A 19,032-nucleotide genomic window follows, 5' to 3' on the forward strand; every position below is an offset into this window, starting at 1 on the left:
GGCAGGAAGGACTGCGTCGGAGAAGGCACTTCCATGCCTTCGGCTTCGCAGAAGCGGCGCAGCCGCACCCGCGCGCCGTCGGCAGCGTGCACCTGGTGCAGGGGCACCGGGTCCGGGCTGGTCGCGGCGTGGACGGCGACCGGGACGGCCACCGGGCCCCAGGAGACGGCCGACTTCGCGATGGTCTGCGGCATGACCCCCATCGCACCCCCGATCAGCCGTGATCGCATCCCGGGCACCCGCCGTCCTTGCAGGTCAGACTGGATTCGAACGATAATCGAACGGTGAGTGAGGCGCCCCCGGAGCGGCAGAACGGCCCTGGGCCGCAGGCGGTCCTGCGGCTGCCGGACGGAGGAAGCCGACGTCGGCTACGTCCTGGCCGTGCCGAAATCCCAGCACGTCCACGGTCTGGGCCGCATCGATTTCGCCATCACCCAGGGCCCCCGAGGAGGCATGGGAGCGCCACACCTGCGGCGAGGGGGCCAAGGGCCCGCGCGCCTACGACTGGGCGGCCGCCCGATTGCCGGCCATCGACGACTTCGACGGCGACCGGCCCACCCACGAGCGGTGGGTCCTGGCCCGCCGCAGCCTGGCCCGCCCGGACGAGATCGCCTACTACCTCGCCTACGCACCGGGCGGAACCGCCGTCGCTGAGCTGCGGAACCGCCGTCGCTGAGCTGGTGCGCATCGCCGGAACTCGCTGGGCGATCGAGGAAGCCTTTCCAGGCCTCGAAGAGCGAGTGCGGGCTGGAACAGTACGAGGTCCGCCGGTATCCGGGCCGGTACCGGCACATCACCCTGGCCATGCCCGCCCACGCCTTCCCCGCCGCCATGGCCGCGATGGCCGGGTGCGGGACGGGAAAAGGGGGCCGCAGAAACGCCTCCGGCTTCCTCGCACCGATCACCGTGGCAGAAATCCGGCGACTCCTGGCAGCCGGCACTTCCCCGCCGGCACACCTTCAGCGCGCCAGCCACGCGATGAGCTGGTCCCGGTGGCGACGCCGACACCAGGCCATCGCCGGCCGCTGCCACTACCGCCGCCGAACCCGAAGTCACGAACTCCCAGCACCTGACAGCGCGTCAGGCGAGTACACTCACAGACACGCCCCTGACCAGCGACGATAGCGAACTGCGACTGGAGTACTAGATACGCGGAACGCTCCCGACGAACACCCGGTCACGCGGTGACCAACCCGCAGATATCAGTCCGACCGCGTGTCGGCCGACACGCCTACCGCTGACCTCACACGCCCCTACCAGGCCCGATGGCCACCCAACGAGCCCGATTCGACACCCCCCAGGCCCTCCATATCAGGTGACCAGGCTGACGTGCACGGCCCGGTCGCCTCCCTCCGACCGCACGGCGTGTGCCGGCAGGCATCGGGTCGGCCGCACTTGCCGGGCTGTGCTCGGCCAGGACCGCCGACCGGGAGGTTGAATGGCTCCAGGCCGCCGAGCCCCGGACCGTCATACTGCCGCCCGCATGGGTGGCCGTGACCTGTCGGCACCGATCCCAGGACGTTGAACGAGCGCCTCCACCTCGACTTCCGCCTGGCGACCAGGATGCCGAAGTGGCCCGCTTGCTGGGCCTCGCGCCCGTAGGTCGACATTGGGCGGGGTGACCACGTCTCCTGGGTGCCGGCGGAGCTGGACGGCAACGGTTTCCGCGTGCTGAGCTCGCCTGCTGTCTGATCGGCCCCGGCCGAACCGGCCGGCCCGCAGGACGCCCCCGCTCAGATCAGGAGATCGAAGAGTTCGAAGGCCTCGTCCCACTGGTCCGTGGAGGGGCGGCGGGTGTCGCGGGCGATGGTTTTGAGAGCGCGGGCGAGGGCGACGCTGAGGCCGCCGGCCAGGTCGGGCAGCCGCTGCTGGGTGTCCTCGGCGGCGTCCACGCCGAGGTCGGGGCGGGCGGCGAGCTGGTCGAGCAGGGGGCGCAGTTCGATGCCCTCCTCCAGCTTCTGGAAGGCGTGGATGCTCTCCTGCAGGCCTTTTGTGACCGGGAGGTCCTGTGGCTGGATGATGTCCCGGTCGTTGGCCTTGGCATCGGCCGTGCCTATAAGGAAGAGGTCGTAGAGCTTGGCGTCCACGAAGTCGTTGTAGCGTTTGAGGTCGTTCTTGTTGACGTCCAGGCCGGCGGCTGCGCGGAAGAAGCGCTCGAACTTGGTAACTCCCATGACGGGCATCTCATTTCACCTTCTCGCGTGGTGGATGGGCTGGGGTCATCGGATGGCGGGTGATCCCACCTCCCCGAGGTGCTCGTGTGCCAGGCGGACGGCCATAGCGCCCTCACCGACTGCGGAGGCCACCCGCTTGACCGAGCCGCTGCGGACGTCGCCGACGGCGAAGACTCCCGGCAGACCGGTCTCCAGGGCGAGCGGGGTGCGGGCGAGGGGATTCCAGAGGTCCGCTGTTACCTGGGCCACGTCCTGCCCGGTCGGAATGAAGCCGCGCCGGTCCAGGGCGACGGCGTCGGCGAGCCAGGAGGTGGCGGGGCGCGCGCCGATGAAGACGAACAGGGCACGGGCCGCCAGCACCCCCTGCTCGCGGGTGCGGTTGTCCTCGACGATGAGGGATTCGACCCGGTCCTCGCCGGTGACCTCCCGGACCTCGGTATACAGCCGGACATGGATCCGGGGGTGCCGCTCGATCCGGTCGATCAGGTAGCGGGACATGCTGTGCTCCAGGTCTCCGCCGCGGACCAGAAGATGGACGGCGGGCGACTCGCGCGCCAGGAACAGGGCTGCCTGGCCGGCGGAGTTGCCGCCGCCTACGACGGCGACCGTGTCAAGGCGGCAGGTCCGTGCCTCCCAGACGGTGGCGGCGTAGTGGATCCCGAGTCCTTCGAACCGCTCGACGCCGGCGGCGGTCAGCCGCCGGTAGCGGGCGCCGGTGGCCACCACGACGTTGGCGGCGGTGACCGTGCCGCCGTCGGCGAGCCGCACCACGCTGTTCCCCTCGCGCTGTTCGAGGCCGGCGGCCTCGGCGGGGACGTCGATCCGGGCGCCGAACCGGTTGGCCTGGACGACGGCACGTTCGGCGAGCTCCATGCCCGAGATCCCGGCGGGGAAACCGAGGTAGTTCTCGATCCGGGGGGACGTGCCGGCCTGACCGCCGGTCGCCACCGCGTCCAGGACGACGGTGGAGAGCCCCTCGGAGGCCCCGTACACCGCGGCGGCCAGGCCACCGGGTCCCGCGCCGACCACCACCAAGTCGCAGACGGCCTTCGCGGCGGTCTCGGTCCGCAGCCCGATGACCCGGGCGAGTTCGACGTTGGAGGGATTGCGCAGCACCCGGTAGTCGTGCCACACCACGATCGGGGTCTCCTCCGGAGCGATCCCAAGACGTGTGAGCAGCGCCTCAGCCTCGGTGTCCTTCTCCAGATCGGCCCAGCGGTGCGGGAGGCGGTTGCGGGCGGCGAACTCCAGTAGCCGCCGGGTGTCGGGGGAGAAGGCGGAGCCGATGATACGGAAGCCCGTACCCGCGCCGGCCAGCATCGTACGGCGCAGCAGGTAGGCCCGCAGGATCACGTCGCCGAGTGCGGGTTCGCGGCTGAGCAGGTCGCGCAGGGCGGCCGATCCCACCGCCAGCACCTCGCCTGGTGTTCTCACCACCGCGCTGAGGAAGGCGGTCTGGCCCTCCAGTACGCCGAGTTCGCCGAGGAAGCTGTGCGGACCGTGCAACTGGACGACCTGCTCCTGGTCGCCGTGGCCTTCGACCACGGCCACCGTGCCGCTGAGGACGACGAAGAACTCCTCGCTGGGTTCGCCCGCCCGGAAGAGCTGTTCCCCCTCGCAGACCGCCTGGACCTGTCCGCAGGATCTCAGGATCGCGATCTGGTCGTCCGTCAGCGGTGGGTAGGCGCCGTAGACGTCGGCTGTCGGCGTGCGCATCGGCACGATTCGCTCCCTTCGGTGGAAACAGAGGCAGAAGCGGAAAGCAGAGGTGGCAAACAGCGGCAGAGACAGTTGCAGAAGCAACAGCGCTGGAAGAAGCGCCGGACGAGCTCGCCGGGCTCAGACCATCGCTTCGTGCACGGAACACCACCGCCAGTCCTCGCCGGGTTCGAACGACCGGACGATCGGTGCCCGTCGGTCGCCGCGTGAGCGCGGGCGTGCCGCATCGGCGAGGAGTCGCAGCAGCCGACGTGGCCGCAGGTCAGGCCCAGACGCAGGTGCAGGTGCAGGTGCAGCCACTGAGTCCCCATGCGCAGGCAGTCCTCGCAGCCCTGCGGTGTTCTGGGCGCAACGGGCCGGACCAGGACAGGTGCGGGTCAGGAAGAGTGGTCATCACGGCCTCCGGGAGTCGGGATCGGCTGGTCCGTGGGACGTCGACAGCGACTCGTCCACCCACTGGCGCAGCGCGTTCGCGGGCGCGGCGCCGGTCTGGCGGGCGACGGGCCTGCCGTGGTCGAGAACGAGCAGAGTAGGTACGGCTTGGACCTCGAACCGCCGTGCCAGGGCCGGGGACTTGTCGATGTCGACCTTCACGAGCTTGATCCGGCCGGCCAGGTCCTTGGCGACCTGTTCGAGGGCTGGGCTCACCATGCGGCAGGGGCCGCACCAGGTGGCCCAGAGGTCGACCAGCACGGGTAGGCTCGCCTGCTCGGCGACCTCCCGGAAGTCGGCGTCGCCCGCTTCGGCGATCCACGGCAGCGGGGCCCGGCAGTTTCCACAGCGCGGGCTGCCCTCCGCCGCGGCGGGTACGCGGTTGGTCCGGCCGCAGTTGGCGCAGGCGACCGTCCGCACCGAGGTCTCGGCGCCGTCGGTACTGCCGTCACGGCCGCCGCGGTCGGCGCGGCCTTCTGGAGAAGTACTCATCACGGCTCCTGCGGCTCGTCCTGGAGGGTGACGGTCAGTTCGCCGCCTACGGCGTCGACCAGGATGGTCACGCCTTCGCGTGCGTCGCCGCTGAGCAACGCGCGGCCGATCCTGGTCTCGACCTCGTGCGAGATGAAGCGGCGCAGCGGCCTGGCCCCGTAGACCGGGTCGTAGCCCTCGGCGGCGATGAGGTGGCGGGCCGGCTCGGTGAGGACGAGCGTGATGCGCTGCTCGGCGAGGCGGTCGCGCAGCTCGGCGAGGAGCAGATCGACGATGCGCTCGATCTGCGCGATGCCGAGCGGGTGGAAGAGGACGATGTCGTCGACGCGGTTGAGGAACTCGGGGCGGAAATGGCCGTTGAGCTCGGTCATCACCAGCGCCCGCGCCTCGGGCTTGATCTCGCCGGCCTGGGTCGCGTCCTGGAGGAGGTACTGCGACCCGAGGTTGGAGGTCATGATGATCACGGTGTTGCGGAAGTCGACGGTACGTCCCTGCGCGTCGGTGATCCTGCCGTCGTCCAGCACCTGGAGCAGCGTGTTGAAGACATCGGCGTGCGCCTTCTCGATCTCGTCGAACAGGACGACGGAGTACGGCTTGCGGCGCACCGCCTCCGTGAGCTGGCCGCCCTCCTCGTAGCCGACGTAGCCGGGGGGCGCGCCGACCAGGCGGCTGACGGTGTGGCGTTCCTGGTACTCGCTCATGTCGAGGCGGATCATGTTTCTCTCGCTGTCGAACAGCGCTGCGGCCAGCGTCTTGGCCAGCTCGGTCTTCCCGACGCCGGTCGGGCCGAGGAAGATGAACGAGCCGATCGGCCGGCGCGGGTCGCGTACCCCGGAGCGGGCCCGTATCACGGCGTCGGCGACGAGCTGGACGGCCTCGTCCTGACCCACGACCCGCTCGCGCAGGATCTCGTCCAGCTTGAGCAGCTTCTGCCGTTCGCCCTCCTGAAGGCGGGTGACGGGGATGCCGGTCCACGCGGAGACGATCTGGGCGATCTCCTCGGCGGTCACCACCTCGCGCAGCAGCCGGCTCTCGCCCTGCTTGCTGGCGAGCTGTTCCTCCTCGGCGGCCAGCCGGCGCTCCAGTTCGCTGACGGTTCCGTAGCGCAGCTGAGCGGCCCGGTTGAGGTCGTAGGCGCGTTCGGCCTGCTCGGCCTCCTGCCGAGCGCGTTCCAGTTCCTGGCGCAGTTCCTGGACCCTGCGGATGGCCTGGCGCTCAGCCTCCCACTGGGCATGCTTGGCGTCCACCTCACCGCGCAGGTCCGCCAGTTCACGCCGCAGGTCCTCCAGGCGGGCGCGGCTGGCCGGGTCGGTCTCCTGGTCCAGCGCGGCCTCCTCGATCTCCAGGCGGGTGGCCCGGCGGGTGAGTTCGTCGAGTTCGGCGGGCATGGAGTCGATCTCGGTCCGCAGCCGCGCGCAGGCCTCGTCGACCAGGTCGATGGCCTTGTCCGGGAGGAAGCGGTCGCTGATGTAGCGGTGGCTGAGGGTGGCGGCGGCGACCAGGGCGTTGTCCTGGATCTTGACGCCGTGGAAGATCTCCAGTCGCTCGCGGATACCGCGCAGGATGGAGATGGCGTCCTCGACGGTCGGCTCGTCCACCTGGACGGTCTGGAAGCGGCGCTCCAGGGCGGCGTCGGACTCGATGTGCTTGCGGTACTCGTCCAACGTGGTGGCGCCGATCATGTGCAGCTCGCCGCGGGCCAGCATCGGCTTGAGCATGTTGCCCGCGTCCATCGCGCCCTCGGCGGCGCCGGCCCCGACGACGGTGTGCAGTTCGTCCACGAACAGCAGGATGCGGCCCTCGGCGCCCTTGACCTCCGACAGAACGGCCTTGAGGCGTTCCTCGAACTCGCCGCGGTACTTCGCCCCGGCCACCAGCGACCCCATGTCGAGCGAGAACACCGTCTTGTCCCGCAGCCCTTCGGGCACGTCGCCGCGCACAATCCGCTGGGCCAGGCCCTCGACTATGGCGGTCTTGCCGACGCCCGGTTCGCCGATCAGGACTGGGTTGTTCTTGCTCTTGCGGCTGAGGATCTGGATCACCCGGCGGATCTCGGCGTCCCGGCCGATCACCGGGTCGAGGCGGCCGGTGCGGGCCTCGACGACGAGGTCGCGCCCGTACTTCTCCAGGGCCTCGTACGCTTCCTCAGGATCGGCGGAGGTGACCCGCTGATTCCCGCGCACCGTGGTGAGGGCGGCGAGGAAGGAGTCCTTGGTGACGCCCTGTTCGCCGAGCCGCCGGCCGGCCGCGGTGGTCGAACCCTCGTCCACCAGTGCCAGCACCAGGTGCTCGGTGGAGACGTACTCGTCCTTGAGCCGCTTGGCCTCCTGCTCGGCGGTGTCGAGCAGCCGGGCCAACCGCTGGGTCACCATCACCTGGCCGGGGGTGGCGCCCGGACCGGTCGTGCGGGGGCGTTTGGCGAGATCGGCCTCGACTGCGGACCGCAGGGCGGCCGGGTCGGCACCGGCGTCGGTCAGCAGACGAGTGGTCAGGCCATCCTGCTGATCGAGCAGGGCCAGCAGCAGGTGCTCCCCGTCGACCTCGGTCCGGCCCATCCGTACCGCGACGCTCTGCGCTTCCTGCAGCGCTTCCTGGGACTTCCGGGTGAGGCGATTCATGTCCATGTTGTGGGCTCCTTGGCGGCTCGTTCGCTGCGCCGCAGTGCGGTTTCCAGACGTTCGATGCGGTCGAGCAGGTCCAGGACGACGCCGATGGCCGCGTAGTTGAGGCACAGTCCGTCCCGCAGCCGCTGCACTCGGGCGATGGCCGACGGCGCGCTCGGCCGGAACCACAGCCGACCCCGGGCGTCACGCTCGGCGTCCACCAGCCCGAGGGCCACGAAACGCCTGACGGTTTCGGGCGGCAGTCCGCTCCGGCTGGCCACTCCGGCCATGGGGAGCTGGTAGGGGCTGGGACTGGTCCGGTAGACGCGCACCAGCGGATAAGCGGCCCTGGTGGGCTGTCCGGCGCCTTGGGCGGGAGAACGGTGTTCGGCTCTCATGTCTGCTTCCTCGGGTCGAAGGAGGAGACGGCGGCCAGTTCCTCGAACAACTCGCGCTCGCGCGGGCTGGGCGAGGGTGGCACCATCACCTGGATTTCGGCGTAGAGGTGACCGGGGGAACCTTTGGGGTGTGGCATCCCCTCGCCGCGCAGCCGCAGCCGGCGGCCGGTGGAGGTACCGGGCGGCACATGCACCTTGACCGTCCCGCCCGGACCGGAGACCGGCACCGTCGCCCCCAGCGCGGCCTCCCAGGCGGTGACCGGCAGATCGACGTGGATGTCGCGCCCAACGAGCCGGTAGCGGGGATGGGGGGCGATGCGGACCACCAGATAGAGGTCCCCGGCGGAACCCGGGCCGCGGCCCCGGCCGCCCTCCCCTGCGAGCCGAATGCGCTGGCCGTCGACGACGCCGGACGGGATGGTGACGTCGTAGCTGCGCTCCCCGCCGGGGCCGCCGAGGGTGATCTTCCGCCGGCCGCCGCGGTACGCCTCCTCCACACTGAGCGTGAGTTCGGCCTCTTGGTCCGCGCCGGGGATCGGGCCGCCCCGCCCGGCGCCGCCCGCCCGGCCACCGAACATGCCTCCGAAGAGATCTTCGAAGTCCACGCCAGAGGCATCGAAGCCGGTCTCCGTCCAGGTCCGGGCGCCTGCCCGGTCGGCGCCTCGGGTGCCTCCGAAGGGACTGCCGCGGTATGCGCCGGCTCCGCCGCCGAAGCCCCGGCCGGCCGCGACACGCTCGTCGTAGTCCTCCGGAATCTGCCGGAAGTCGGGGCCGAAGCGGTCGTAGCGGGACCGCGTGTCGGGGTCGGACAGCACGCTGTATGCCTCATTGATCTGCTTGAAGCGCTCCACTGCGGCCGGATCGCGGTTGACGTCCGGGTGGTAGCGGCGGGCCAGGGTACGGAACGCCTGCTGGATCTCGGCGGCGTCGGCGGTGCGGGGAACGCCCAGCACCTCGTAGTAGTCGTCTGCCATGGCGGCCTCACTCCTGCTTGCGGCTGACCGCTACCGCGGCCGGCCGCAGCTGGTGACCGGGTTCGCCGTAGCCGGGCCGCAGCACCTGGACGACGGTGCCCGCAGGTGTGTCAGGTCTGTCCACCACGGACACCACCTCGTGCTGCTCGGGGTGGAAGGGGACGCCGGTCTCCTCGTAGCGGGGGTAGCCGAGGTTTCGCAGCACCTCGACGGCCTGGTCGCGTACCGCCCGGACTCCGCTGACGATCGCGCCAGGGTCGTCGGCGCCCGCGTGGGCGAGGGCCAGTTCGAGGTTGTCGACGACCGGGAGGAACGCCGCGGCCACCTTGGCCCGCTCGGCCTCCCGTTCCCGGGGAAGCTCACGGGCGTAGCGCTTGCGGAGATTGTCGAGGTCGGCGAGGGCTCGCCGCCACCGGTCCTCCAGCTCTTCCACCTCGAGGCTGCGGCATGTAGGTGCCGCCTCCTGCTCCCCGGCTTCGGGGGCCCGCGGGGCCGCCTGCGGTGCGGGTGTCCGCTCGGGCGACGTCTGCTCGGACTCGGGCGGGGAGCGGTCCTCGGCGGGACGCGTCTGTTCCTGATCCGACATGTCGCCGCCTCAGCTCTTGTCGAAATCGGCGTCGATGACATCGTCGTCGTCGCCCCTCGGGGGGCCGCCCTCGGGACCCTGGCCGGGCGCTGCGCCGGGCTGGGCTTCACCCCCGGCTCCGCCCGGTCCAGCGGCGTGGGCGGCCAGCGCCGCGTAGATCTGCTGGAGTTCGGAGGTCAGGCTCCGGGACCGTTCCGCCGGCGCCTCCTCCTTGACGGCGGTACGCGCCTCGTCGATGAGCAGTTGGGCGCGGGCGCGCTCGTGCTCCGGTGCGGCGTCGCCGAGGTCATCCAGCCGGCGCTCCACCTGGTACGCGGCGGCGTCGAGTTCGTTGCGGGCGTCGATGGCCTCGCGCAGGGCCAGGTCGCTGGTGCGGTGGCTCTCGGCCTCGTTGATCATCCGCTCGACCTCGGACGGGTCGAGGTTGGAGCCCTCACTGATGGTGATCGACTGCTCGGCGCCGGTGTCCCGGTCCTTGGCGCTGACCTTGAGGATGCCGTTGGCGTCGATGTCGAAGGTGACCTCGATCTGGGTCTCCCCGCGCCGGGCCGGCCGCAGGTTCTCCAGCCGGAAGCGGCCCAGCACCCTGTTGTCGGCCGCCAGTTCGCGTTCGCCCTGGAGCACCACGATGTCCACGGCCGGCTGGTTGTCCTCAGCTGTGGAGAAGGTCTCGGACCGGCGAGCGGGGATGGTGGTGTTCCGATCGATGATCTTGGTCATCACGCCGCCGGCCGTCTCGACGCCCAGTGACAGCGGAGTGACGTCCAGCAGCAGGACGTCCTTGACCTCGCCCTTGAGCACGCCGGCCTGGATGGCGGCGCCCAGCGCCACCACCTCGTCCGGGTTGACGCTCATGTTCGGGTCCTTGCCGCCGGTCATCCGGCGGACCAGGTTCTGCACGGCCGGCATGCGGGTCGAGCCACCGACGAGGATGACCTCGTCGATGTCGTCGCCGGTGACCTTGGCGTCGCTCATCGCCGTCCTGACCGGTTCGAGGCAGCGCTCCACCAGGTCCGAGGTGATCTGCTCGAAGGTGGAGCGGCGGACCGTCTCGGTGAGATGCTTCGGCCCGGAGGCATCCGCCGTGATGAACGGCAGGCTCACCTGGGTCTGGCTGACCGAACTCAGCTCGGTCTTCGCCTTCTCGGCCGCCTCGAACAGGCGCTGCAGAGCCTGCGGGTCCTTACGCAGGTCGATGCCCTCGGCCTTCTGGAAGCCGTCCGCCAAGTGGTCCACCAGCCGGCGGTCGAAGTCGTCGCCGCCCAGATGGGAGTCGCCTGCAGTGGCGCGGACCTCCACCACGCCGTCGCCGACGTCCAGCAGGCTGACGTCGAACGTGCCGCCGCCGAGGTCGAAGACCATGACCGTCTCGTGGCCCTTCTTGTCCAGCCCGTAGGCCAGCGCTGCGGCTGTCGGTTCGTTGATGATCCGCAGGACTTCCAGGCCGGCGATTCTCCCGGCGTCCTTGGTGGCCTGGCGCTGGGCGTCGTTGAAGTACGCCGGTACGGTGATGACCGCCTCGGTGACCTTCTCGCCGAGCGACTTCCCGGCGTCGTCGGCCAGCTTGCGCAGCACCTGCGCGCTGATCTCCTCCGGCGCGTACTGCTTTCCGCTCACCTCGAAGCGGGCCACCCCGCCGGGCCCCTCGACCACGTCGAAGGAGACCGCCTTGGCCTCGTCGGAGATCTCGTCGTAGCGACGTCCGATGAACCGCTTCGCGGAGGTGATGGTTCCTTTGGGGTTGAGGATCGACTGCCGGCGCGCGAGCTGTCCGACCAGCCGCTGGCCGTCATCGGAGAAGGCGACCACCGACGGGGTCGTCCTGGCCCCCTCCGCGTTCGGGACGACAGAGGGCTCACCGCCCTCCCAGACCGCGATGACCGAGTTGGTGGTGCCGAGATCGATGCCTACTGCCTTCGCCATAAGAATCTCCTCCGTCGCGACACGGGACCGGTCGGCGGGCTGCCAGGCGCACGGAGCCGGGGCATACCCCACCTTTCAGCAGCCTCGCGCGGTACGCGGCGCGCTTCCCCGCCCCGGCAGGACCAATCCGCGCCGACGTTCCGGCCCGCGAGGACGGGGACGCGACACGGTTCGAAGGTGAGACCCCGTGCCCAGTGGCGTAGCGTGAAGCACGGGAAGCCGCTGTCGAGCCGCGAATGGACCTGCGATGGACGCTGTTCCCTTTCCGACCGCCGGGCCCCTCCACCCCATCCCGCGACCGGGGGCCGCGCGACACGCACTGCTACGACTGGTAACGGTCATGCTCAACCGCGAGGACGAGCGCGAGGCGCTGTGGGGGGCCATGGCGGCGATCGCCGCCACCGGCCCTTTCACCGCCGAAGCGGTCTACACCGTGCACGACGGTATGGCGCGGCGCTGCCCACCGCGCCAGGTTGCTGCCCCCGCCGTCGCCCGGCCGGGGCATACGGCGGCGCGGGAACCGGCGGTGGACCCCACCCGCGAAGCCCCAGCTGAAGCAGCCGCCGCCGACGTGGCGGCCGCCGACCGGCTCGACCGGCAGATCGACGCTCTGGACGGCCGCGGCCGGCACCTGCACGAGCCGGGCGTGCCGTGGGCACGAGCCATCGCTCTGCGATACCGGGACCGCTGCCTCGGCTATCTCGTCGTCCGATCCCTGACCACGCCCTCGGCCGAGGAGACCGCTCTGACCGACCTGCTCTCACAGCAGACCGGGATCGCCCTCGCGCGCCTCACCGGGCACCGGGCACCGCGCAGACCAGGACCATCGGGGTGGGCGGCGGCCCGGAGAGCGAAACCGGCCCGCGTCGAGTCGGAGAGCATGCCGGGGGTCGGGGACCTGCCAGAGACCGGGAACCTACTGGAGACCGAGGGCGGCTCACCCACCCCAGGACTCGCCGCGACCGTCTCCGCCCTGGCCTCGCGGATCGCCACCCAGGACGCGCTCTCCCGCGCCGCCGTCTCCGGCAGAGGCGAGCAGGGAATCCTGCAGGCCCTGCACGACCACACGGGATTCGCGGCCCTCACCGAGGACCGCTTCGGCAACACGCGGGCCTGGGCTGGTCCCCGCCGGGGCGAACACCAGACAGGACCCAGCAGTGGACCGCACCCGGAGTCGGACACCCGGCGCCGGGACGCCCTGATACACGGCGCGCGACGCTGGCCCGGCACCGTCCGGGACCGGGACCGGCTGATCGTCCCCATCGAGATGGCCGGCGATCTGCTCGGCGTGGTCGCGCTGGTCGACCCGGACCGGCGGGCGGCGGAAACGGACACCTCGGCGCTCGAACAGGCCGCGCTGGTGCTGGCTCCCCAGCTCGCGCACGAGTGCAGGCTGGCCGAGTTGGAACCCCAACTGAGACGCGACCTGGTCGACCGGCTGATCTCAGGTGAGGCGACCGACGACGTCTTCACCCAGGCGGCAGCCCTGGGCCACGACCTGCACCGGCCGCACAAGGTTGCCGTACTGGAATGGCCCGGCACGGCCGAGAAGGCCGCGCTCGGGGACGCGGTGGTGCGGGCGGCCGGGCGGCTGCGCCGGGACGTGCTCGTCGGCTCTCGTGGCGAGACCACGGTCGTCCTGGTCACCGATGAGGACCGGCGTGATCCGGGAAGCGAGCTGCACCGGGCCCTCTCGGAGGAACTCGGCACCGGAGCCGGCACGATCGGGGTCGGCGGCCACTGCGACGTCTTCACCGATCTGCCGCACTCCTACGACGAGGCTGTCCGCGCCCTCACCGTCCGCCGCCGATCCCAGGACCCGTACGGCAGCACCGGCTTCGAGGAGCTGGGACTGTGCCGCATGATGGGCACCGGCGACGGCGAACGGGAAGCCGACCGCTTCGTCCGCGAGTGGCTGGGCCGACTGCTGGACTACGACGCCCGCCACCACACCGAGCTGGTGACGACGCTCTCACGCTATCTGGAGAGCGGCGGCAGCTACGACACGACCTCGGAGACGCTGCTCATCCACCGCAGCACCGTCCGCTACCGCCTCCAGCGCATCCGCGAGATCACCGGGCACGACCTCAGTGACGTCGAGACCCGCCTCAACCTGCACGTCGCCACCCGCATCCGCAACGTGCTCGACGCACCGCGCTGAGTCGCGGGCGAGCCGGTCGGGCCGTCGCGCGGGGAAAAGATCACTGACGCGGACCGGATCCTCGCGACGCTCCTTTCCCAGGACGCTCCTTTCCCAGAGAGATCTGTGCAACCAGCAGACCCTGGCCGACTTGTTCGGTGTCAGTCGCGGCACCATCCGCAACGCCATCGAGGGGTCCTCCCCTCCTCGAAGGGGACACGTACGCCCCGACACTTGCCGAACGACGCTTCGCCACGGCCGCCGAGGTACTCGCATCCGTCACGGAAGACAGCGAAACACCCTTTTGATTCCTTGCAGCTTCTCTTGATTCGCAACAGCGTCCGATACGTCGCCCGGCAGGACGGGGACAAGGCCGCCAAGGACCTCGGGCCCGTCTGCACCTCACCGAGCGAGGCCGCGGCGACCCGAGCGGTTCCTGGAGTTCTCCGAGAAGTGGGGCGCCAAGTATCCGGCCGTGCTCAAACTGTGGTCCGACGCCCGGGCCGAGATGGTCCCCTTTCTCTCCTTCTCCTTGAGATCCCCAAGGTGATCTGTTCGACGAACGCGATCGAGAGCATGAACGCACGCACCGCAAGGCCGTCCGGGCCCGGGGCCGCTTCCCGTCGGAGAACGCCGCGTTGAAGTGCATCTGCATCGCGCTCATGTCGCTGGATCCGACCGGCAAGGGCCGACACCGCTGGACAATGCGCTGGAAGGCGCCGTTGAACGCCTTCCAGATCACCTTCGAAGGACGCCTTGCCCCCCACCACCCACTGACACCTCAACAACCAAGATCAGCCGTTGATTGGACAGACCCGTACACCACGATTCGGCTTCTTACCGGGTGAAGTTCACATCCATGACCTGGTAGAAGGCGTGACCTGTGTCGGCAACCTCCCACACGGCAAGGATCACGTGATAGCCGGAGCGCTCCGGCAGTCTGATCGTGTGCGGCTTGTCGAGGTTCGGGTCGGTGGAAGCATCCGGCATTTCCCAGAGCGGGATATCGCCGTACGGCTTGTACGTCGCGAACGGCTCGGGCTCGAACTGATCGCGGCTCAGTGGAGCACTCGGGTCCCAGCCTTCCTTGGTCACGAAGTAGTTGTAGCGGCGCGTCCTGTGCTTCTGCGAGAAGTTCCACTGAAAGGGAGCTTCGGCGCCTGACTGAAGATCAACCTTCGGCCAGTCCCGCACCTCATCGAGCACCGCGGCGGTTGGCTCACATCCGCCGCTGGCAATCTGGCCGTCCGGGGGCACCGGCTTGGGTCCGCTCTGGTTGTCCGTCGGCACGTCCGGATCCGGCAACCCGACCTGCTTCTCCGGAAAAAACTTACCCGCTTCAAGCCCATTGGACGGCCAACCGCCATTGAACTCGATATCGGCGCGGGAGCGAGGATGCGTCAGCCACCCGTGCGCGGGAGCGACCTCGCTGCGATTTTCCATAGCCATTTCTGTCTCCCCTCAGTGCCGCTGCGCCGGGCAACGGTCATGATTACTCGGCGGACGAAGTGCACGGCGCATGAACAGCCGCCTCTTCTCTGCCGGAACTTGATGCCGTTGTAGGCTACTCACCGCGTGGGGCTGAAATGCGTGATGTCACTCGTAAGAGGTCATTGTTTCGTCTCAGTGGCGCTGGGTGGTGACGTCGTGGAGCTGACCATACGAGCTGAAATACCGTGCGTGGCGGACTGCCTCACGCGATCCGTCGCTCGCACAAAGAAGTAGGCGCGCGGGGCGGGAGCCGTGCGGTCTCCCGCCCCCGGTGCCGCGCCCTCGGTCGTCAGGATGAGCCGCATGGACAGTGATCAGCCCGCTCAGCAGGCCAGCACCGCGCCCTGGACGCCCCGTCCGGCCGGCCCCCTCCGTCCGGGGTGGGTCCTGGGTCCGGCTGGGCGCATGGGCGATGGCTCCCCCTGCGTGGCGGGGTGCTCCGCCCCCGGGGTGGGTGCCCGCTCAGGCCACTGCTGCGGCTGCCGCCCCTGCGGTGGCTGCGGCTCCGGCGGTACCTCAGCCGGCCCGTACTGCCCCCGCGGTCGCCGGGGATCCGGGGTGCCCGGCGACCGCGCCCCGGTGCCCGCCGCTGCGGACACCATCCACCGCACGATCGTGATCCACGTGCCGGACTCGGTGCGGTAGCCGCCCCGTGTGGCCGGGGTGCTGCCCGCGCCGTGGCCAGTGGTGGTGGGTGGTGGGGGGTGGGGGGTGGCTTGTGGTGCTTTAGCGGATCAGGGTGCGCAGGACTGGCGTGGTGGCTCCGGCGCCGGTCAGGCCGGCGAGCACCGCACCGGCTGCGGGGCCTCCGGTGAGGAACGTCAGCCCGCCGATGATCACGCCGATGAAGCATGCCGTCAGGAGCACCACGGCGGAGTGCACCGTCAGCAACGGTGGATCGTCGAGGCGGCTGGGGGCAGGAGGAGTGCGGGGCGGCGGGGTGTTCGGGTTGTCGGCCATGCCTGAAATTCCAGCGCCGCAGGTGCTGTCGGCCTCCATGGCACGAACGAATGCGCATGGATGCGATCAGGCGGGAACGGCGCCGCACGCGGGGGGTGTTCGGCCGGACACCTCTCCCGGGTTCGAGGGTGTTCGCAGGCGTTCGGGCAAGTACGGCACTGTCCGGTTCCCGGTCATTTAACCTGGTCGGCACACGCGATTCGGGGGACCAGACACCGTGACACAGACGGACAGCACCGCCGGCGGCAGCGCGCAGCCGGGCGGGAGGTTCGAGGATCAGTTAGCCGCACTCGCCGGGGATCTGCGCCGACTGCGGATCGAGCGGGGCGCGCCGTCGCTGCGCGGCATCTCGGCGCGCGCCGCCAAGGGTCCGACGCCGTTGTCGGTCTCCGCACTGAGCGAGGCGTTGAAGGGTAAGCGGCTGCCGCGGCTGGACTTCTTCATGGCCCTGGTACGCACGCTGCTCTGCTTCGACGAGGACGGAGCGCCGCACGCCCCGGTCGGCACCGCCCCGGAAGTAGCCGCTTGGCGCAAGCGCTGGCAGGCAGTGGAGACCGCGCGCGTGGAAGACCTGCGCCGCACAGGCGGCTCGCCGAGTTCCCCGGGCACCACCGCAGCGACAGCGGCACCGACGGTCTCCGGCACCGACCCGGTCGACCAGGCCTCCCGCGGCACTGTCACTGCCGGCCCAGGGACGCCCGCTCGCGGTCATGGGCCCCAACGGGCGGCCGCAGACGTGCGCGCCCCGTACAAGGAAGCCCCCGTCGGCGCCCAGCGCCCAGAACACCGCGGTCGGCCCGCGACCCGGCCGGTTCCGAACGACTTCCGGTGCACCAGCATCCTGACCGGCCACACCGCCGCGGTCGTTGCGGTGGCGTTCTCCCCCGACGGAGACCTCCTCGCCACCGCCGACGAAGACAGCACGGTGCGGTTGTGGAACCCCGCCACCCGAGAGCCCATCGGCACCCCCCTCACCGGCCACACCGCCGCGATCTTTGCGGTGGCGTTCTCCCCCGACGGAGACCTCCTCGCCACCGCCGACGAAGACAGCACGGTGCGGTTGTGGAACCCCGCCACCCGAGAGCCCATCGGCACCCCCCTCACCGGCCACACCAGCACGGTCTATGCGGTGGCGTTCTCCCCCGACGGACACCTCCTCGCCACCGCCGGCCTTGACCGGACGGTGCGGTTGTGGGACCCCGCCACCCGAGAGCCCGTCGGTACCCCTCTCACCGGCCACACCAGCACGGTCACTGCGGTGGCGTNAGCACGGTCACTGCGGTGGCGTTCTCCCCCGACGGACACCTCCTCGCCACCGCCGGCTTCGACAAGACGGTGCGGCTGTGGAACCCCGCTACCGGAGAGCCCATCGGCAACCCCCTCGACCGTCACACCGACACGGTCTATGCGGTGGCGTTCTCCGCCGACGGACACCTCCTCGCCACTGCCAGCCGTGACCGTACGGTGCAGTTGTGGAACCCCGCCACCCAACAACCCATCGGCAACCCCCTCACCAGCCACACCGAAGCTGTCTATACGGTGGCGTTCTCCCCCGACGGACACCTCCTCGCCACCGGCGGCGAAGACAAGACGGTGCGGCTGTACGAGGCGCAGCGACCAGAGCGGGCGCTGGAGGGTCGGGTTGGTGGCGCCGCTGCTCGCGCCCTGTTGGGCACTTTGAGCACCGGTGAATCGGTATCTCTGGGCCCCGTCCCCAACGTCGGTGTGGTCCTCGCCGTGGCGTTCTCGCCCGACGGATACCAGCTCGCCACCGTGGGCTTGGACAAGACGGTGCGGTTGTGGAATCTCGCCACCCGAGAGCCCATCGGTACCCCTCTCACCGGCCACACCGACGCGGTCTATGCGGTGGCGTTCTCCCCCGACGGACACCTGCTCGCCACCGCCGGCCTTGACCGGACGGTGCGGTTGTGGGACCCCGCCACCCGAGAGCCCGTCGGTACCCCTCTCACCGGCCACACCCACACGGTCCGTGCGGTGGCGTTCTCACCCGACGGACACCTCCTCGCCACCGCAGGCTTCGACAAGACGGTGCGGTTGTGGAACCCCGCCGCCCAAGAGCCTGTCGGCAACCTCACCGGCCACACCGGTCCGGTCGCTGCGGTGGCGTTCTCCCCCGACGGACATCTCCTCGCCACTGCTGGCGAAGACAAGACGGTGCGGTTGTGGAACCCCGCCGCCCAAGAGCCTGTCGGCAACCTCACCGGCCACACCGGCACGGTCTATGCGGTGGCGTTCTCCCCCGACGGACACCTCCTCGCCACCGCAGGCTTGGACACCACGGTGATGCTATGGAACCCCGCCACCCAACAACTCATCGGCACCCCCCTCACCGGCCACACCCACACGGTCCGTGCGGTGGCGTTCTCACCCGACGGACACCTCCTCGCCACCGCAGGCTTGGACAAGCCGGTGCGGCTGTGGAACCCCGCCACCCAAGAGCCTGTCGGCAACCCCCTCACCGGCACACCGACGCGGTCGCTACGGTGGCGTTCTCACCCGACGGACATCTCCTCGCCACCGCTGGCTTCGACCGGACGGTGCGGCTGTGGATTACTCCCTGACAGCAGGAACAAAGCCCCCCGGCTCCGCGCACGAAAAGACGACACCGGTGAACGATCGGGCGGGGGTACGGCATCCTGCGCAGCCTCACACACATGCTGGACATCGCTCCCGTTTTAGATCAGCTACGCCCGTCCCGTGCAGCACCCCTGCCGCCAGAGGTGGGCGGACAGCATCCACCGCACGATCGTGGTGAGGTGCCGCCCACCGGTGCGGTAGCCACTGCCCGACCCGGTCCTCGAGTACGGCCCTCTCCGGCGGGGACTGTAAGACGTTCGGTGCAACTCCCGGTCGTGGAAGATGCATCGATGACCAGAACGTAACCGAGCGCGAGGCCGTCGAGTCGGCGGAGGCCGTGTCGGCCAAGGCTGTGGACGACCGGTCGATCAACGAGCTGGTGGGCCGTGCTCAAGCCGAGGGCCTGCAGTTGACCGGCGAGGGCGGGCTCTTGCAGCAGCTGACCGAGCGACTGCTGGAGTCCGCCCTGGAGGGCGAGATCACCGATCATACTCGGCTGCGGCAGGCATGATCCGGCGGGCGGGAACGGTGGCAACCCCCGC

At 70.2% G+C, this 19,032-nt stretch carries 12 protein-coding genes and 8 pseudogenes; 8 read left to right on the forward strand and 12 right to left on the reverse strand.

Features of this window, described 5'->3' with window-relative positions:
* Positions 1–194: pseudogene (locus IEY86_RS34325) on the reverse strand (hypothetical protein); the annotation flags it as partial.
* 239 nt (positions 195–433) lie between these two features.
* Between IEY86_RS34325 and IEY86_RS38560 the strand changes: the two are divergent.
* Positions 434–819, forward strand: a pseudogene (locus IEY86_RS38560) (IS701 family transposase); the annotation flags it as partial.
* Positions 820–1,733: 914 nt separating this feature from the next.
* Here the strand turns inward: IEY86_RS38560 and IEY86_RS34335 are convergent.
* The 9 genes and pseudogenes from IEY86_RS34335 to dnaK all read right to left on the reverse strand — a co-directional run bounded on the left by IEY86_RS34335 (position 1,734) and on the right by dnaK (position 11,301).
* Positions 1,734–2,174 (reverse strand): DUF1931 family protein, encoded by a 441-nt coding sequence (locus IEY86_RS34335; protein ID WP_189135825.1) that lies wholly within the window; start codon positions 2,172–2,174, stop codon positions 1,734–1,736.
* A 45-nt stretch (positions 2,175–2,219) separates the two neighbouring features.
* Entirely contained in the window at positions 2,220–3,890 is a 1,671-nt protein-coding gene (locus IEY86_RS34340) for an FAD-dependent oxidoreductase (RefSeq protein ID WP_189135826.1), read from the reverse strand.
* Between the two features lie 123 nt (positions 3,891–4,013).
* A pseudogene (locus tag IEY86_RS34345) lies at positions 4,014–4,287 on the reverse strand (UBP-type zinc finger domain-containing protein).
* Entirely contained in the window at positions 4,287–4,817 is a 531-nt protein-coding gene (trxA, locus tag IEY86_RS34350) for a thioredoxin (RefSeq protein ID WP_189135827.1), read from the reverse strand. The pseudogene IEY86_RS34345 and the gene trxA overlap by 1 nt, the downstream one beginning before the upstream one ends.
* Complete coding sequence (clpB, locus tag IEY86_RS34355; protein WP_189135828.1) at positions 4,817–7,441, reverse strand: ATP-dependent chaperone ClpB; 2,625 nt, start codon at positions 7,439–7,441, stop codon at positions 4,817–4,819. The genes trxA and clpB overlap by 1 nt, the downstream gene beginning before the upstream one ends.
* Entirely contained in the window at positions 7,432–7,818 is a 387-nt protein-coding gene (locus IEY86_RS34360) for a chaperone modulator CbpM (RefSeq protein WP_189135829.1), read from the reverse strand. Before IEY86_RS34360 ends, clpB begins: the two co-directional genes overlap by 10 nt.
* Complete coding sequence (locus IEY86_RS34365) at positions 7,815–8,792, reverse strand: DnaJ C-terminal domain-containing protein (protein WP_189135830.1); 978 nt, start codon at positions 8,790–8,792, stop codon at positions 7,815–7,817. Before IEY86_RS34365 ends, IEY86_RS34360 begins: the two co-directional genes overlap by 4 nt.
* A 7-nt stretch (positions 8,793–8,799) precedes the next feature.
* Positions 8,800–9,378 (reverse strand): nucleotide exchange factor GrpE, encoded by a 579-nt coding sequence (locus IEY86_RS34370; RefSeq protein ID WP_189135831.1) that lies wholly within the window; start codon positions 9,376–9,378, stop codon positions 8,800–8,802.
* 9 nt (positions 9,379–9,387) lie between these two features.
* On the reverse strand, positions 9,388–11,301 hold the full coding sequence (gene dnaK / locus IEY86_RS34375; RefSeq protein WP_189135832.1) for a molecular chaperone DnaK: 1,914 nt from the start codon (positions 11,299–11,301) through the stop codon (positions 9,388–9,390).
* Between the two features lie 340 nt (positions 11,302–11,641).
* Between dnaK and IEY86_RS34380 the strand changes: the two genes are divergently transcribed.
* From IEY86_RS34380 to IEY86_RS37255, 3 genes and pseudogenes are all read left to right on the forward strand, one after another.
* Positions 11,642–13,462 carry a PucR family transcriptional regulator gene (locus IEY86_RS34380; RefSeq protein ID WP_189135833.1) on the forward strand — a complete coding sequence of 607 codons (1,821 nt, stop codon included), beginning with the start codon at positions 11,642–11,644 and terminating at the stop codon, positions 13,460–13,462.
* 33 nt (positions 13,463–13,495) lie between these two features.
* Positions 13,496–13,749: pseudogene (locus tag IEY86_RS38565) on the forward strand (ISAzo13 family transposase); the annotation flags it as partial.
* Positions 13,750–13,765: 16 nt separating this feature from the next.
* Positions 13,766–14,202: pseudogene (locus IEY86_RS37255) on the forward strand (transposase); the annotation flags it as partial.
* Between the two features lie 76 nt (positions 14,203–14,278).
* Here the strand turns inward: IEY86_RS37255 and IEY86_RS34385 are convergent.
* Both IEY86_RS34385 and IEY86_RS34390 read right to left on the reverse strand, forming a co-directional pair.
* On the reverse strand, positions 14,279–14,890 hold the full coding sequence (locus IEY86_RS34385; RefSeq protein ID WP_229699017.1) for a lytic polysaccharide monooxygenase auxiliary activity family 9 protein: 612 nt from the start codon (positions 14,888–14,890) through the stop codon (positions 14,279–14,281).
* Positions 14,891–15,658: 768 nt separating this feature from the next.
* Positions 15,659–15,892, reverse strand: coding sequence for a hypothetical protein (locus IEY86_RS34390; RefSeq protein ID WP_189135836.1), 234 nt, complete (start codon positions 15,890–15,892; stop codon positions 15,659–15,661).
* Between the two features lie 442 nt (positions 15,893–16,334).
* Between IEY86_RS34390 and IEY86_RS34395 the strand changes: the two are divergent.
* The 4 genes and pseudogenes from IEY86_RS34395 to IEY86_RS34405 all read left to right on the forward strand — a co-directional run.
* Positions 16,335–17,057, forward strand: a pseudogene (locus IEY86_RS34395) (WD40 repeat domain-containing protein); the annotation flags it as partial.
* A 116-nt stretch (positions 17,058–17,173) separates the two neighbouring features.
* Positions 17,174–18,343, forward strand: a pseudogene (locus IEY86_RS34400) (WD40 repeat domain-containing protein); the annotation flags it as partial.
* 53 nt (positions 18,344–18,396) lie between these two features.
* Positions 18,397–18,474, forward strand: a complete 78-nt coding sequence (locus IEY86_RS38400) for a WD40 repeat domain-containing protein (protein ID WP_373287141.1) — start codon at positions 18,397–18,399, stop codon at positions 18,472–18,474.
* Positions 18,475–18,827: 353 nt separating this feature from the next.
* A pseudogene (locus IEY86_RS34405) lies at positions 18,828–19,032 on the forward strand (IS256 family transposase); the annotation flags it as partial.

The organism is Wenjunlia tyrosinilytica (assembly GCF_014646055.1).
Classification (GTDB): Bacteria; Actinomycetota; Actinomycetes; order Streptomycetales; family Streptomycetaceae; genus Wenjunlia; species Wenjunlia tyrosinilytica.